The organism is Mucilaginibacter sp. OK283, assembly GCF_900110415.1.
Classification (GTDB): domain Bacteria; phylum Bacteroidota; class Bacteroidia; order Sphingobacteriales; family Sphingobacteriaceae; genus Mucilaginibacter.
On the sequence record NZ_FODR01000001.1, the window covers coordinates 1,003,067 to 1,019,368 of the forward strand.

Sequence of the window (16,302 nt, forward strand, 5' to 3'; positions counted from 1 at the left end):
AATTGTTAAAACGGGTTATGCGCTATGTAAAGCCCTACAATACCACATTTGTGATTGCCGTTTTTTTAACGGTGTTTTTGGCGGTTGGCGCATTACTGCAACCTATCCTGATTCAACGTACCCTGGATGTAAATATACTGAATGACGATTACGATGGGCTGGTTTTTATGGTTGGCCTGATGGTGGCGCAACTGATTATTCAAACTGTGGCCCAGTATTATCAAACTTATTTAACCAATACATTGGGTCAATCCGTTATTCGCGATTTGAGGATTGACATTTTTAACCATATCACCAGTTTAAGGCTAAAGTATTTTGACAGGACACCAATTGGCATGCTTATCACGCGGACGGTATCCGACCTGGAAACCATTGCCGATATATTTTCTGAAGGACTCATCAGCATCATGGGCGATATGCTGCTGGTGTTTGCTGTTATCGGCCTGATGCTTTGGCAGGACTGGAAGCTGGCATTAATTACTCTTATCCCTATGCCTTTCCTGTTTGCATCGACGTACGTTTTTAAGGAGGCCATCAAATCATCGTTCCAGGAAGTGCGTACCCAGGTGGCCCAGTTGAATACTTTTTTGGCCGAGCATATCTCGGGTATAAGCGTTATCCAGCTTTTTGCACGGGAAGACCAGGAGATGCGTAAGTTTAAAGCGGTTAACGTAAAGTACCGTGATGCCAACATCCGCAGTAACTGGTATTATTCTATATTTTTCCCTGTGGTCGAGATTTTGTTTGCCATTTGCATAGGCCTCCTGGTTTGGTACGGTTGTAAACGGATGCTTACCGATGGGCAGCTGGCCAGCTTATCAGCTTCAAAAAAAGGGATTACCCCAGGATTGATAACCGGCTTTATTGTGCTGCTGAATATGCTTTTTAGGCCCATCCGCCAGTTGGCCGATAAATTTAACACCCTGCAAATGGGTATGGTTGGCGCCGACAGGATTTTTAAAGTACTGGATACCGACGAGGTTGCTATTGACAATGGCACCCTGAAAACCGGCAGACTGCAGGGCGAAATAGAATTTGACAAAGTGTGGTTTGCCTATAACGACGAAAATTGGGTGCTAAAAAACATCAGCTTCCACGTAAAACCCGGCGAAACACTGGCCCTGGTAGGTGCTACCGGAGCGGGCAAATCATCTACCATCAATATCCTTAACCGTTTTTACGAGATAGGAAAAGGCAGCGCCAAAGTTGATGGTCATGACATTCGCAACTATGAGGTTGAGTTCCTCCGGTCGCAAATAGCAACGGTTATACAGGATGTGTTCCTGTTTACTGATACCATTGCCAACAATATCAGCCTTAATAATCAATTAATCACCCGCGAGCAGATCGTCGCGGCAGCAAAAGATGTTGGTGCCCACGAGTTTATTGAACGCCTGCCCGGCGGCTATGATTATAATGTAATGGAACGCGGATCGACCCTTTCGGCGGGACAATCGCAATTGATATCTTTTATCCGCGCGCTGGTATACAATCCGGCCATTTTGGTTTTAGATGAGGCTACCTCGTCGGTAGATACCGAAACCGAGATACTGATCCAAAATGCGATCAATAAACTGATGCAGGGCCGTACGGCGATAGTTATTGCCCACCGCCTTTCCACCATTCAAAATGCCGACAGGATTATCGTACTTGACCACGGCGAGATCATGGAAATGGGCACCCACCAGGAACTCCTTAAAATTGAGCACGGGCACTACCGTAAACTTTACGATTTACAATTTAACTCGGCTGGGATAGCAAGATAGGTTGTATGTTTTACGTGCTACGTTATAGGTTTTTAACTGTTCTAACTAAATGTATAACTTAAAACGTACCACGTAAAACCCCGTTAATTTTTAGGTACCGTCTTTACCGAATGCACCGGTTGTTCTTCCCGTTCGTGTTTTTTGGCAATGTTGCCGCCATGTGGTTCGTCGGCATGATACTGCTTGTCTTGGGGTTTTACCTTGCTTTTGCCGCCATTATCGTTAGGCCTATGGGTTGGTGTATCCGAAGGCGATTGTTTGTGTTTATCGTTTGCTGGCTTTGTCATGAAGGTATAACAGGGTGGGGACGGGAATTGTTTATGTTGTCTGAATCAGAATTTACAGGATTTTAGAATATTCAGAATCAATGCGCTACTGACAAGCATTCTGTCCATTCTAAAATCCTGTAAATTCTGATTCAGACGTTAATAAATGTTAAAACCCGCACACTATTACGTTATTAAACCATTTTTATAAACAATAAACTTTTACCTTTAACCCGTGTTTCTTAATTTCGCACATTATAGATGTGAGATATGAGATATGAGATGTGAGACAAGCTGCCGAATGCGATTGTTTTTATCTCAAATCTCAAATCTCACTTCTCATATCTAAACAAATATGGAAGAATTTGAAGCAAGCTCATCGTCAAAAAAGGTAAAAACCATATACATTTCAACCGTATTTGGTATTGCCATGGTGTTGTTAATGGTGGGTTTGTTAGGATTACTGCTAATAGATGCCAATAACATTTCGCGATACGTTAAGGAAAATATTGTATTGAATATTTTTGTTGACGACGCAGCACACGAAACTGACGTACTGCAGTTGCAAAAACAACTGGATGCCAACCCTATGGTGAAGCAAACCCAATATGTAAGTAAAGAACTGGCTGCCCGTAACCTGCAAAAAGACTTAGGCGAAGATTTTGTGAAATTCCTTGGATATAACCCCTTATCACAATCGCTGGATATTTATATGAAGGCCGATTTTGCCAATAACAAGGATATCGAAAAGTTTAAAGCCGACCTGCTGAAAAACCCATTGGTTAAGGAAGTTAAATACCAGCAATCGCTGGTTGATAAAATGAACGAGAATGTGAAATCTATCAGTCTCATCATTTTAGCCTTCGCGGGCATTTTCGTAGTGTTATCAGTAGCTTTAATTAATAATACTATCCGGCTTGCCATTTATTCGCAACGGTTTTTAATTAAATCTATGCAGCTTGTTGGTGCAACTAAGGGCTTTATCCGTAAGCCATTTTTACTATATGGCATCTGGCACGGGCTTTTAGGGGGCTTAATTGCTATAATCCTGTTAATTGGTGCACTATACCTGGCTTATCAACAAGTGCCCGACCTGGTTTTCCTGCAAAGCTATTCGGAATTTGGAATGGTATTTTTAGGCGTGGTAGGGTTAGGCATATTTATATCAGCCTTTAGCACATTCCTGGCTGTTAACAAGTTTTTACGTTTAAAAATATACGACCTATATCGATAGGTTAAAGGCAAAAGGATAAGACCAAAAGGTTTTATCGCGTAGCCAATAAAAAAACAATATTTAAAAAATATCGAAGCAGTAATTGAATCAATAATTCAGTAATTCGATAATTCAATAATTAAAAAACATGGCACAAAAATTTAAACCAACAACGCCTTTAAAAACATCGGCAACTGCTTCGGCGCCAAAAGCGGCAAAAACTATCAGTAATGAGCCTGTAGAGTTTATCTTTGATAAAAGCAACTACAAGTTTTTAATCATCAGCGTATTAATAGTAGCCTTTGGTTTTGTGCTGATGTCTGGTACTACCGATATTTATAGCAATACCAAAATTGTTATAGCCCCTATTGTAGTACTGGCTGGCTTTGCTTTAGGTTTTTACGCTATTTTAAAGAAGCCTGAAGTTAGCAAGTAGCTAATTGGTTGATTAGGTGAATGGCTGATTGGGTTAACCGTTTCAGCTTTGTTTGCCAAATCAACCGGATTCATTATCTTTCCAATACATCATAATATCTACCCCAACCCCAAAAAATCACAATGAATCTGATCCACGTTATCGTGCTTGCAATTATAGAAGGCATTACCGAGTTTTTGCCGGTATCATCTACCGGGCATATGGTTATTGCCTCGGCGTTTATGGGAATCGGTACAGACGATTTTGTAAAGCTGTTTGAAGTTGCCATACAGTTAGGTGCCATTCTATCAGTTGTAATTTTATACTTTAAGCGTTTTTTCAAGTCGTTTGATTTTTATTTTAAACTGGTAGTAGGCGTTATACCGGCTGTTATAGTAGGCGTATTATTCAAAAAGAAAATTGATATTTTATTAGAGAGCCCGCTTGTAGTGGCTTGTTCATTACTAATAGGCGGTGTAGTATTGTTATTTGTTGATAAATGGTTTAATAAGCCGGCCGTTAAAGAAGAAGGCCAAATAAGCTATGCAACCGCGCTTAAAGTTGGTGTTTTTCAATGTTTGGCTGTTGTCCCTGGTGTTTCCCGTTCGGCTGCAACCATTGTGGGTGGTATGAGCCAAAAACTTACCCGCACCGCGGCTGCCGAGTTTTCGTTCTTTTTGGCCGTGCCTACCATGTTTGGTGCTACGCTGAAAGAAATCTGGGATTTTCATAAAGCCCATGCTACGGGACCGCTATTTACCGGCGAGCAGATTAAATTTTTAGTTGTTGGCAATGTTATAGCATTTGTTGTGGCTATGCTGGCCATCAAATCATTCATTACTTTTCTTGAGCGTAAGGGCTTCAGGCTTTTTGGCTGGTACCGTATTATAGTTGGCGCTTTTATTATCGTTTTGATATTAAGCGGTCACCAACTACAGGTATTGTAGCCCCCCAAACCCTCCCCGGAAGGGAGGGCTTCAAAAGCAAATTGAAGATTATTTGAATTCTCCCCAACCGGGGCATGCAAACGCATCTAATTGGGTTAACATAACTTAACATATTTCAGATATATTTTTTGTAAATATTTGATAATCAATGTTTTGAATTTTAACATGGTTAACACTAAACTGATCGGGCAATTTAGGCGCATCCAAATATTTGTACCTGTTGCTGGCCAAAGCAGGTCCGTTTGGCACCTCGATCATTAACCACGATCAGCCAACAAAAATAAGGTGTTGTTTGATACTTATTCTTCCCGGCGCTATAAGCTTATCACATCAGCTATTATTAAACAACAGCTAATCGCCGTCAACTATTTAGATGCGTTTGCCCTGGCAACCCGGGGGAGGGGTATTCGGGATTTGATTTTTATTGTACTCATGATTGCTATGCAATTTAGAGGTGGCTTTTCCATACCTTTGCCGCTTTAACAACATTACTTGAAAAGTACTTACCAAAACATCCAGGAATTTGCCGATGGCCAGCTGTTGCTGGTGAACAAACCGTATCAATGGACAAGCTTTGATGTGGTGGGCAAAATCCGCAATTCTTTTAAGCCTTTAAAATTGAAGGTTGGCCATGCTGGCACGCTCGATCCGCTGGCTACCGGATTGCTCATCATCTGCACCGGTAAAATGACCAAGCAGATTGATACCTTCCAGGCCGAAGAAAAAGAGTACACCGGTACCATGGTACTTGGCGCAACCACGCCATCGTATGATATGGAAACCGAACCCGACAATAAGTTTGATACCGGCCAACTTACCGAACAACAGCTGCGTAGTAACTGCGCACAGTTTACCGGCGACATACAGCAATACCCGCCTGCGCACTCTGCAATTAAAATAGACGGCGAGCGTTTGTACGAAAAAGCCCGCCGCGGCGAAGAAGTGGAACGACGCCTGCGTAGCGTTACCATAAGCGAATTTGAACTTACACGCGTTGAATTGCCCGAAGTTGATTTCAGGGTGGTATGCAGTAAGGGCACTTATATTCGTAGTTTGGTGCACGATTTTGGTGCTGCTTTAAATAATGGGGCATACCTGTCTGAATTGAGGCGTACCCGCAGTGGCAGCTATAAGGTAGAGGATGCCTGGGAGGTGATGGAGTTGTTTAATACTATTAAAAGTCTTAAGCCCTAAGTCGTTAGTATTAAGTTTGTCATTGGAATGGAAGTGATTTCGCGCGACTTTTGACTTAAGACTGACTACTTGAGACTACGGACTTAACATCCGAACTTAAACTAAAAAACTAAATTTGCGTTTTTACTCATCAAATGAGGATATACAACAATATTGACGAATTTACGGCGATAAACAACGCGGTTGTCACCATTGGCACATTTGATGGTGTGCATATTGGCCACCGTAAAATTATTGCGGGTATTAAAGAGCTGGCGCAGCAAACCGGCGGTGAAACCGTTATCCTTACCTTTTTTCCGCATCCGCGGATGATACTGCATCCCGAGGATGAAAGTATTAAGCTGATAACCACCATTACCGAAAAGGCTCAATTGATGGAGCAGCTTGGCGTCGATCATTTGATCATCACCCCATTTTCGCGCGATTTTAGCAATCAAACCGCCGAAGACTATATACGCGATGTGCTGGTTAATAAAATTGGCACCAAAAAAATTGTGATAGGGTACGACCACCGTTTTGGTAAAGACCGCCAGGGCGGCCTGGAAGACCTGTTGAAACTTGGCCCAGTTTATGGTTTTGATGTAGTGGAAATTCCGGAGCAGGATATTGATGAAGTTGCCATAAGTTCAACCCGCATCCGCGCGGCGTTGTTAAACGATAAGATCGATTTAGCAAATGCCTTTCTTGGCTACCCTTTTTTTATAACCGGCAAGGTAGTGCGGGGCGACCAGATTGGAAGGCAGATAGGCTACCCTACAGCCAATATCGTGGTAGAGGAAAAATACAAGCTTATACCGGCTGATGGCATTTTTGCGGTAACGGTAATAATTGCCGGCGAAAGCTACAAGGGTATGGCCTACATCGGCAGCCGCCCAACCGTAAACGGCCTCACCCGCAACATCGAAGTAAACATTTTTGACTTTGACCGGGAGATTTACAACCAAACCATCAAAATGGAATTTCACCACTACGTGCGCGGCGATGTAAAGTTTGCCGGCCTTGATGAGCTGAAGGCGCAACTGGCGCAGGATAAGGTGGATGTACTGAGGTTGCTGGCTGTCTGAATCAGAATTCTCGCGTTTGATTATTTGTGGGTGCTCAAGAGCGCTACGCGGTTTACAGAATTTTAGAATTCTCAGAATGTCTTTAGACTGAGGGCACAGCAGTAAGTCTTTTATAATTCTGTAAATTCTGATTCGGACAAACAAATCTGGCAAAATACCCGCGCATCAAACCTCACCCCACGCATCAAATCCCTCATAAATCCCTTAAAACTAAAAACTAAAACTGTACCTTTGCCTGTCAATATGACTTTAATTGTCGCTGTGGCGTAATTATTGAGTTTGTTGCATCATATAAAAATAATATGTTAGATTTTATAAGTAAGCTTTTTGGAAGCAAATCAGAGCGGGATGTAAAAAGTATTAAGCCTATAGTCGAAAAAATTAAGGCTGAATATGCAAAACTCGGTAACATCAGCAATGATGAGCTTAGAGCTAAAACAATAGGTTTTAAACAAACAATTGCCGAAGGCCTATCGGGCATCGACAGCGAGATACAAGCCATAAAAGATCGTACCGAAAACGAGCTGGACATGGATGTATCCGAAAAGGTTGAGTTATACACTCAGCTGGATAAGCTGGAGAAAGACCGTAATAAAGAGCTTGAGGATATATTGATCAATATATTGCCCGAGGCGTTTGCCGTGGTTAAAGAAACCGCCAGCCGCCTTGCTGCAAATAAATTTATAGAAGTTACCGCAACCTATTTTGACCGCCAGCTGGCTGCCCGCAAAAGCAATGTAACGATTAAAGGCGACAAAGCTTTTCACGCAAACACCTGGCTTGCTGCCGGTAACGAGGTTACCTGGAACATGGTTCATTACGATGTACAGCTTATAGGCGGTATAGTATTGCACCAGGGTAAAATATCTGAAATGGCTACGGGTGAAGGTAAAACACTGGTTGCTACACTGCCTGCATACCTTAACGCGCTTGCCGGCCAGGGGGTACACATTGTAACGGTTAACGACTACCTGGCACGCCGCGATAGCGAGTGGATGGGCCCCTTGTATGAATTTCATGGTTTATCGGTTGATTGTATTGATAAACACGAGCCCAACAGCGAAGAACGCCGAGCTGCTTACCTGGCCGATATAACTTTTGGCACAAATAACGAGTTTGGTTTCGACTACCTGCGTGACAATATGACACGTAGTCCTGAAGAGCTGGTTCAACGCAAATTGCATTACGCCATGGTGGATGAGGTGGATTCGGTTTTAATTGATGACGCCCGTACACCTTTAATTATATCTGGACCTATCCCACGTGGCGACGAGCACGAGTTTTACGAGTTGAAACCACGCATCGAGCGTTTGGTTAACGCCCAAAAAGCGTATGTGAATACGGTATTGAACGAGGCTAAAAAAGCCATTAACGATGGTGACACCGATCCGGAAAAAGGTGGATTGGCTTTATTGCGTGCTTTCAGGGGTTTGCCCAAAAGCAAAGCGTTAATTAAATTCCTGAGCGAAGGCGCTAACAGGAGCACCCTGCAAAAGGTTGAAAATTATTACATGCAGGATCAAAGCAAGAATATGCCTAAGGTAGATTCGGAGCTTTATTTTGTTATCGACGAAAAAAACAACCAGGTTGAGCTGGCCGAAAAAGGTATCGAACTGATTACCTCATCGGGCGAAGATCCTCACTTTTTTGTAATGCCTGATGTAGGCACCGAAATTGCCGAGATTGAAAAATCAAATCTGAGTACCGAAGAAAAGATTGCCCGTAAGGACGAGCTGATGCGCGATTTCTCGATCAAATCTGAGCGTATTCACTCTGTTAACCAATTGCTGAAAGCGTATACCTTATTTGAAAAGGATACCGAATACATTTTGGACGAAGGCAAAGTGAAAATTGTAGATGAGCAAACAGGCCGTGTATTGGATGGTCGCCGTTACTCTGATGGTTTACACCAGGCAATTGAAGCTAAAGAAAATGTTAAGGTTGAGGATGCTACCCAAACTTTTGCTACCGTAACCCTGCAAAACTATTTCAGGATGTACCACAAGCTTTGCGGTATGACGGGTACTGCCGTTACCGAAGCAGGTGAGTTTTGGGAAATATACAAGCTGGATGTGGTAGAAATACCAACAAACACCCCTGCAAGCCGCGAAGACAGGCAGGATTTGGTATACCGTACCATCCGCGAAAAATATAATGCCGTAGCCGATGAAATTGTAAAACTAACGCAGGCCGGCAGGCCGGTACTGGTTGGTACAACATCGGTAGAGATCTCGGAGTTATTAAGCCGTATGCTTAAGCTGCGCGGTATTAAACATAACGTACTGAATGCCAAAATGCACCAGAAAGAGGCCGATATTGTGGCCGAAGCCGGGCAGGCAGGCACAGTTACCATTGCTACCAACATGGCTGGCCGTGGTACAGATATTAAACTGGGTGCTGGTGTTAAGGAAGCAGGTGGTTTAGCCATTGTAGGTACCGAGCGCCATGAATCACGCCGGGTTGACAGGCAGTTGCGCGGTCGTTCCGGTCGCCAGGGCGATCCGGGCTCTTCACAGTTCTTTGTATCGCTGGAAGATAACCTGATGCGTTTATTCGGATCGGAAAGGATCTCGAACCTGATGGTGCGTATGGGTATCGAAGAGGGCGAAGTTATCCAGCACTCCATGATCTCCAAATCAATTGAGCGTGCACAGAAAAAGGTAGAAGAAAACAACTTTGGTATCCGTAAGCGTTTGCTGGAGTATGATGATGTGATGAACTCGCAACGTACCGTTGTTTACACCAAACGCCGTAACGCGCTGTTTGGCGAACGTTTGGATGTTGATTTGAGCAATACCATTTTTGACGTGGTTGAGGATATCACTACGGAATATAAAGAGGCTAACAATTACGAAGGATTTAATTTAGAAATGATCCGCCTGTTCTCGGTTGATGTGGAAGTTGATGCCGATAAATTCGCTGTAAATTCAATTAATGCCCTGGTTGATCACGTATTCCAAACGGTGATGGACTTTTACAAACGTAAAGGTGATGCTGTATCTGCCCAGGCTTACCCCGTATTAAAAGATGTTTACGATACCCGAGGCCAGTATGTAGAAAATATTGTGGTTCCGTTTAGCGATGGCATCCATGGCATACAGGTTTCTGTTCCGTTGAAAAAAGCGGTGGAGAACCATGGCCACGAGGTGTTTAAATCATTCGAGAAAAACGTTACCCTGTACCTGATAGATGATGCCTGGAAAGAGCATTTGCGCGAAATGGACGAATTGAAACAATCTGTTCAAAACGCGGTTTATGAGCAAAAGGACCCGCTGTTGGTTTACAAATTTGAGGCTTTTAATTTATTCCGCGGCATGCTGGCCAATGTGAATAAAGAAATTGTGAGCTTCCTGTTCCGTGGCGGCATCCCTGTTCAGCAGCAGGCCGAAGAGGTGAGGGAAGCCAAACCAGAGCCAAAACTGGATCTGCGTAAGCTAAAAACCACCAAAGCCGAAATGGTAAGCGAAAGCAACGGTGTGCCGATGGACGATTTTCCGCAGGAAATTCAAAAAGCTACCCCTGTAAGGGTTGAGCAAAAAATTGGCCGTAACGACCCTTGCCCTTGCGGAAGCGGTAAAAAATATAAAAACTGCCACGGCGTAGGGCAGAATTAAGAAGCTCGGCCTCCCTGAGGGAGGAGGAAAGAAAGCCCGTCATCGGGGGTGGTGAAATCCACTAATTTTGAAGGGAAAATGACATTCGAATATAAAGGCTGTCATGCTGAGGTACGAAGCATCTATTCGCGAACTTTGCAAGTGTACTATGCATGACGTAGAATAGATTCTTCATTACGTTCAGAATGATAGTTTTTTTTAGATTAATAACCATGAAAAAAGCGATACTTGATCATAAGGCCAAACACAGCTTGATCAGGTATTGCTTTTTTTTTATACTAATACTCGCATCCACCCAAACCCTTGCCCAAACCCGTGGGAGGGTTGAGGTAGTTAAAGATCCACTGGTTGATACCCTTATTGCTAAGCGTTTTACGCTGAACAAAGAAACAGGTGTAGCGCCGGCGGTAACATCATCTTATGGCTACCGGGTGCAATTCTTCAGCGGATCGAGCAGGCAGGATGCTTATAATGCCCAGGCCCGGCTGCAACGCGACTATCCTGAACTGCGTACCTACATATTATACAGCGAACCTAATTTTAAAGTACGTGCAGGCGATTTCAGAACGCGGTTAGAAGCTCAGAAACTTATACAGGAATTGCGGCCTTCGTTTCCGAGCCTGTTCATCATATCCGAAAAAATAAACCTGCCCAAAGCCGACACTGACAATGATTAAAGAAAAAATACAGGAGCTATCCCAAAAAATATTTGATGATGTGGTAGCCAATCGCCGCCACCTGCACACCAATCCCGAACTATCGTTCCACGAGCAAAAAACATCTGCTTTTGTGGCCGGTAAACTGGAAGAACTGGGCTTAACCTACGAAAAAATGGCCGATACCGGCCTGGTAGCCCTTATCAAAGGAGATTTGCCGTCAGATAATGTGGTAGCCTTGCGGGCTGATATGGATGCTTTGCCTATTACCGAGGCTAATGATGTTCCTTATAAATCGCAAAATGTGGGGGTAATGCATGCCTGCGGCCATGATGCGCATACCTCGTCGTTATTGGGCACAGCCCGTATTTTAACAGAGCTGAAAAGCCAGTTTGGTGGTACGGTAAAACTGATTTTTCAACCGGCAGAAGAAAAGCTGCCCGGCGGTGCAAGCCTGATGATTAAAGAGGGCGTGCTTGAAAATCCAAAACCACAGGCCGTTTTGGGCCAGCATGTAATGCCATTGATTGAGGCAGGTAAAGTAGGTTTCCGTGCTGGTAAATACATGGCCTCAACCGATGAGCTGTACGTTACAGTAAAAGGTAAAGGCGGCCACGGCGCCCAGCCGCAACAAAATATCGACCCCGTAATTATCACCGCACATATATTAACAGCCTTACAAACGGTTGTAAGCCGCTTTGCAGATCCTAAGAGTCCATCGGTATTGTCATTTGGTAAAGTAATAGCCAATGGCGCCACCAACGTGATTCCCAACGAAGTTTACCTGGAAGGTACCTTCCGTACTATGGACGAGAACTGGCGCGCCGAAGCCCACAAGCGCATGAAAAAGATGGCCGAAGGCATTGCCGAAAGCATGGGCGGCAGCTGCGATTTTAATATCATGCGTGGTTACCCTTTCCTGATTAACGAAGAAGTGCTAACCCACGCCACCCGCGGCCACGCCGAAGATTACCTGGGCAAAGAAAACGTATTGGACCTGGATATCTGGATGGCAGCTGAAGATTTTGCCTACTACTCGCAGGCTGCCGATAGCTGTTTTTACCGTTTAGGTACCCGCAACGAAGCCCGCGGTATCACCTCATCAGTACATACCCCTACGTTTGATGTGGAAGAAGATGCATTTAAAATAAGCACCGGACTGATGGCTTATCTGGCTATTAAGCAGTTAGGGAATTAACTAAAATGTACCTATAAACCGATTGTCATCCTGACGAAGGAAGGATCTGTTAGCCAACGCGCTTACGGCCATGTAAGGCCGAAAGAAAAGTTCGCGAACAGATGCTTCGTACCTCAGCATGACAGGGTGAATTTAGGGGAAATGCAATTGTAACAAATCCCTAAACCAAACCGTCAATAGTTAGTGATGAAGAGATTCTTATTATTTGTAGCGTTTACTATTCTCAGCAGCTTTGCTTTTGCCCAGCAAATACAGCGCTTTAACCCCGATACCATCCGCACCATTGTTATCGATTCAGCAGTTGATATTCGTTCGCACAAGCTGCGCGCTCAGGACTTTATCGATGCAGTAATGGCCGATACCAGTTTTTATAAGGCTTTTCAAAATATGAAAAAATATGCCTTTACCGCCGAAAACCGAATTTATACCTACGATAAAAAAAACAAAGTTGATGGCAAGGTTTACCGTAAGCTAAAGCACAGCAATGTGGTAGGTGGGCATAAAATTGAATATTTGGTTAAACAGGATAGCGGCACAGTGTACAAAAAAAACGGCAAGTACCAGCTGTACACCGTAGAGATGTTCGACTATATTTTTATGAACGCCTATAACTCCGATTTTATACAGGGCGATGGCGTCCCGATAGAAGGGAAAAACGAAGGTTACAAAGCCAAATTAAAAACACTGGTATTTACGCCTGGTCGGCGGGTGCGGGGAATCCCTTTTATTGGCGATAAAACCGAGATATTCAGCAAGGATATGCAGCAGTTTTATTACTATGAATTTGCCCGCGGCAAATACCTGGATAGCATTCCTGTATATCGTTTTAAGGTAAGGTGCAAACCCAGTACATCCGACGGTGATACGATGATTAAGGAAATGACCACCATTTTTGACGAGCGCACCTTCGAGATCCTGGGCCGTTACATCGACCTTAAATTCAGTAACCTGTTCGTCGATTTTAATGTGCAGATGAATATCGAACTCAATAACTTCAACGGCCAGTTGCTGCCCATTAAAATAACCTACCAGGGCAATTGGGATATCCCCTTCCACAAAGAAGAGCGCGCCAGCTTTTTAATTGTACATAAGGATTATAAAAGGGAGTAGGGGCGTCTTTCAAAATTATGTCATTGCGAGCGCAGCGCGGCAATCGCAAACTATGAATGCTGGATTATATTTGTGGAGCAAAATCAAATAACTCAATTATGTCATTGCGAGCGCAGCGCGGCAATCGCGAACTATTCTGGCAGGATGATATTTGTGGAACAAAAAGCCCCTGTAAGCACGAATAATTACTAACATCTAAGTCCTTTTTTGTGTATTTTGCCTTACTCAAAAACAGTGCCTTATCACATGAAAATACACCAATACTATGTTTACATTTTAACAAATAAATTAAATACGGTTTTATATGTTGGCGTTACCAATGACCTGGTTGGCCGTGTGTACCAGCACAAGCAAAAGTTATTTAAAGGCTTTTCGGCTACGTATAACTGTAATAAATTGGTGTATTACGAAGAATTTCAGTGGATACAGGACGCTATCGCAAGAGAAAAGCAATTGAAAGCCGGATCCCGGCAGAAAAAGATCGATTTAATTATCGAAGACAATCTATCGTGGGATGATTTGAGCAATGGGTGGTACGACGATGTGTCATGCTGATTTCGGAAAAAAAGTATGTCGGGGCATGCTGGTGATGCGCAGTTCGCGATTGCCACGCTACGCTCGCAATGACATATTTTGAAATGTCATTATCCTTTTTCAGACGGGATGTTCTTGCTGATTCTCTTTGCAGTTAATTTTTTTAATATTCATTTATTTAGATAACCATCTGCTTTGTAAGTATTTCAATATGGGGTGTTATTTATACACATCGCCTCAATAAAAAGATATATTTTTGATGGATAACTTTTTAAGTTAAACCAATTGAAGCGATTTCGTATCCTTAAATTAATTTTGCTTTTTACTGCTATTCTTAATTTTACGCCGGCGCGTGGCCAGTCGGTAAATTGTGTAGGTAGTTTGGGCGATCCGGTAATTACCGAAACCTTTGGATCGGGCTCAAATCCGGGTAATCCGCTGCCGGCGGGCATAAGCAACATGGCGTTTACCAGTTATTGCCCCAATGACGGTTCCTACACCATTGTAAATGCTACCAATATATACGGTGGGGCAACAGGCAATTGCCATCCCGCAACCTGGCAGGACGTGTTTCATGACCATACCGGTGATGCAAACGGCTATATGATGATGATTAATGCATCGTATACGCCAAGTATATTTTTTACAAAGACTACACCCGCGGTGTTATGCGAAAATACTACGTATGAATTTTCGGCATATATTTTAAACCTGATCAGGGCGGGTTCGTCAGGCATCCGGCCAAATATTAAATTCACTATCGAAACTGTTGACGGCCTGGTGCTTGATTCTTTGGTTACCGGCGATATCCTGGAATCAAATAGTGGCGATGACTGGATACGCAAGAGTTTCTTTTTTACAACCCCGCCAAATACCAGCCAGGTGGTTTTAAAAATGACCAACCAGGCGCCCGGCGGCAACGGCAACGACCTGTTGCTTGACGATATTAACTTTAGGGCATGTGGACCAGTGGTGCAAACCGGATTTTCTACTGTCGACGCCAATCAGCCGCAAAATCAATGTGTGGGCGAAAGTAAGGTTTATACGCTTAAATCGAAGATAGGGGCCGGGTACGCCAACCCTAAAATGCAATGGCAGGTAAACAAAAACGATGGCAATGGCTGGCTTGATATTGCCGGGGAAACTACGGATACCTATACTTTTACAGTGGGCAGCAACACGCCTGGTGTGTACCAATACAGGCTTGCCGCGGCGGGGGGCGCAAACATTAACTCGGCTACCTGCCGGGTGTATTCGGAGCCGTTGAGTGTCGGCGTAAACCCATACCCCGTTGTGCCCGATGTGCCGCCCGTTCAGGAATGCGAGGGCAAAACCGTTACTTTAAATGTATTTGGCGGGGCAACTGTTGATTGGGCCGGCCCCGGAATTACTGCGGCTAATAAAAATCAAAACCCATTGGTACTTACAAACATAAAACCTGCCGATGCTGGTACTTATAACGTTATAGTAACATCCGCCGCCGGCTGCTCCATTTCTAAGTCGACAACGGTTACGGTTATCCCCAGGGCGGTTATCACCTTGAATGGCCCAACGGTTACCATTTGTAAAGGAGCTGCCACTAATTTAAGCGCGAGCGCCCCGGGTGCCATCAGCTACAAATGGACGCCTGGCAAGGGTCTGTCCGATAGCACTATAGCTAACCCCGTAGCTTCGCCGGCAGATACTACGATATACAAGGTAATAGCCACCAACAATATCGGTTGTACCGATACAGCAATGCTAACTGTTAATGTATTGCCGCTGCCGGTTGCCACTACGCAAACTAAACAGAGCATGTTCCAGGACAGGCCAATTACCCTGGTAGCGTCGGCGCAGAGTGCCGATGTTTTCAGCTGGACACCCACCACCGGCCTTAACGATGCCAATGTGTTAAACCCCGTTGCCAACCCTGCCGATGATATAAAATATACCCTGCATGTAAAATCGAGCTATAATTGTGGCGAAGATACCAGCAGCGTTTTTGTAAAAGTTTATCATAAGATTGGTATCCCCAACGCATTTTCGCCCAACGCCGATGGTGTTAATGACAGTTGGGAAATAGAGGGCCTTTTTACATACCCGGAAAGCATAACAACGGTGTTTAACCGTTACGGGCAGCAGGTATTTAAAAGCATTGGCTACGCCAAACCCTGGAAGGGCACCTACAACGGCGCCAAATTACCGCCCGGTACTTACTACTACATCATCGACCTTAAAACCGGCCAGCCCAGGCTAACCGGATGGGTGTTGATTGTAAATTAGTTTTATAGATTATATTGATTTTATGTGATTTCACAGATTACTGATTTCGCCGAATGGGTTATT

Annotated in this window: 13 protein-coding genes; 12 read left to right on the forward strand and 1 reads right to left on the reverse strand. The window is 43.9% G+C overall.

Annotated features, from left to right (window positions below):
* The first annotated feature begins 17 nt into the window (after positions 1–17).
* A complete protein-coding gene (locus BMX56_RS04285; RefSeq protein WP_090641707.1) occupies positions 18–1,766 on the forward strand; it encodes an ABC transporter ATP-binding protein in 1,749 nt (582 codons plus the stop codon).
* A gap of 83 nt (positions 1,767–1,849) precedes the next feature.
* Here the strand turns inward: BMX56_RS04285 and BMX56_RS04290 are convergent, their stop codons facing one another.
* The gene (locus BMX56_RS04290) at positions 1,850–2,053 is read right to left on the reverse strand and encodes a hypothetical protein (RefSeq protein ID WP_090641175.1); all 204 of its coding nucleotides are present in this window, start codon (positions 2,051–2,053) and stop codon (positions 1,850–1,852) included.
* Between the two features lie 334 nt (positions 2,054–2,387).
* Between BMX56_RS04290 and BMX56_RS04295 the strand changes: the two genes are divergently transcribed.
* From BMX56_RS04295 to BMX56_RS04345, 11 genes are all read left to right on the forward strand, one after another.
* Complete coding sequence (locus tag BMX56_RS04295; protein WP_090641177.1) at positions 2,388–3,266, forward strand: cell division protein FtsX; 879 nt, start codon at positions 2,388–2,390, stop codon at positions 3,264–3,266.
* A 127-nt stretch (positions 3,267–3,393) separates the two neighbouring features.
* Positions 3,394–3,681, forward strand: a complete 288-nt coding sequence (locus tag BMX56_RS04300) for a DUF3098 domain-containing protein (protein WP_090641179.1) — start codon at positions 3,394–3,396, stop codon at positions 3,679–3,681.
* A 122-nt stretch (positions 3,682–3,803) separates the two neighbouring features.
* The gene (locus BMX56_RS04305; protein WP_090641181.1) at positions 3,804–4,607 is read left to right on the forward strand and encodes an undecaprenyl-diphosphate phosphatase; all 804 of its coding nucleotides are present in this window, start codon (positions 3,804–3,806) and stop codon (positions 4,605–4,607) included.
* A gap of 492 nt (positions 4,608–5,099) precedes the next feature.
* On the forward strand, positions 5,100–5,801 hold the full coding sequence (gene truB, locus BMX56_RS04310; protein ID WP_255369767.1) for a tRNA pseudouridine(55) synthase TruB: 702 nt from the start codon (positions 5,100–5,102) through the stop codon (positions 5,799–5,801).
* 134 nt (positions 5,802–5,935) lie between these two features.
* Positions 5,936–6,865 (forward strand): bifunctional riboflavin kinase/FAD synthetase, encoded by a 930-nt coding sequence (locus tag BMX56_RS04315; protein WP_090641183.1) that lies wholly within the window; start codon positions 5,936–5,938, stop codon positions 6,863–6,865.
* 302 nt (positions 6,866–7,167) lie between these two features.
* Positions 7,168–10,479, forward strand: coding sequence for a preprotein translocase subunit SecA (gene secA, locus BMX56_RS04320; RefSeq protein WP_090641186.1), 3,312 nt, complete (start codon positions 7,168–7,170; stop codon positions 10,477–10,479).
* A 212-nt stretch (positions 10,480–10,691) separates the two neighbouring features.
* The gene (locus tag BMX56_RS04325) at positions 10,692–11,156 is read left to right on the forward strand and encodes an SPOR domain-containing protein (protein WP_090641188.1); all 465 of its coding nucleotides are present in this window, start codon (positions 10,692–10,694) and stop codon (positions 11,154–11,156) included.
* Positions 11,149–12,333, forward strand: a complete 1,185-nt coding sequence (locus tag BMX56_RS04330) for a M20 metallopeptidase family protein (RefSeq protein WP_090641189.1) — start codon at positions 11,149–11,151, stop codon at positions 12,331–12,333. Before BMX56_RS04325 ends, BMX56_RS04330 begins: the two co-directional genes overlap by 8 nt.
* Before the next feature lie 186 nt (positions 12,334–12,519).
* On the forward strand, positions 12,520–13,443 hold the full coding sequence (locus BMX56_RS04335) for a hypothetical protein (protein ID WP_090641190.1): 924 nt from the start codon (positions 12,520–12,522) through the stop codon (positions 13,441–13,443).
* 246 nt (positions 13,444–13,689) lie between these two features.
* The gene (locus BMX56_RS04340) at positions 13,690–13,998 is read left to right on the forward strand and encodes a GIY-YIG nuclease family protein (protein WP_090641192.1); all 309 of its coding nucleotides are present in this window, start codon (positions 13,690–13,692) and stop codon (positions 13,996–13,998) included.
* 264 nt (positions 13,999–14,262) lie between these two features.
* The gene (locus BMX56_RS04345) at positions 14,263–16,239 is read left to right on the forward strand and encodes a gliding motility-associated C-terminal domain-containing protein (protein WP_090641193.1); all 1,977 of its coding nucleotides are present in this window, start codon (positions 14,263–14,265) and stop codon (positions 16,237–16,239) included.
* The last annotated feature ends 63 nt before the right edge of the window (positions 16,240–16,302 follow it).

Bases quoted from the DNA above. Each gene is read 5' to 3' on its own strand.
- BMX56_RS04285 (WP_090641707.1), top strand. From the start codon at position 18: ATGCGCTATGTAAAGCCCTACAATACCACATTTGTGATTGCCGTTTTT.
- BMX56_RS04290 (WP_090641175.1), bottom strand. From the start codon at position 2,053: ATGACAAAGCCAGCAAACGATAAACACAAACAATCGCCTTCGGATACA.
- BMX56_RS04295 (WP_090641177.1), top strand. From the start codon at position 2,388: ATGGAAGAATTTGAAGCAAGCTCATCGTCAAAAAAGGTAAAAACCATA.
- BMX56_RS04300 (WP_090641179.1), top strand. From the start codon at position 3,394: ATGGCACAAAAATTTAAACCAACAACGCCTTTAAAAACATCGGCAACT.
- BMX56_RS04305 (WP_090641181.1), top strand. From the start codon at position 3,804: ATGAATCTGATCCACGTTATCGTGCTTGCAATTATAGAAGGCATTACC.
- BMX56_RS04315 (WP_090641183.1), top strand. From the start codon at position 5,936: ATGAGGATATACAACAATATTGACGAATTTACGGCGATAAACAACGCG.
- secA (WP_090641186.1), top strand. From the start codon at position 7,168: ATGTTAGATTTTATAAGTAAGCTTTTTGGAAGCAAATCAGAGCGGGAT.
- BMX56_RS04325 (WP_090641188.1), top strand. From the start codon at position 10,692: ATGAAAAAAGCGATACTTGATCATAAGGCCAAACACAGCTTGATCAGG.
- BMX56_RS04330 (WP_090641189.1), top strand. From the start codon at position 11,149: ATGATTAAAGAAAAAATACAGGAGCTATCCCAAAAAATATTTGATGAT.
- BMX56_RS04335 (WP_090641190.1), top strand. From the start codon at position 12,520: ATGAAGAGATTCTTATTATTTGTAGCGTTTACTATTCTCAGCAGCTTT.
- BMX56_RS04340 (WP_090641192.1), top strand. From the start codon at position 13,690: ATGAAAATACACCAATACTATGTTTACATTTTAACAAATAAATTAAAT.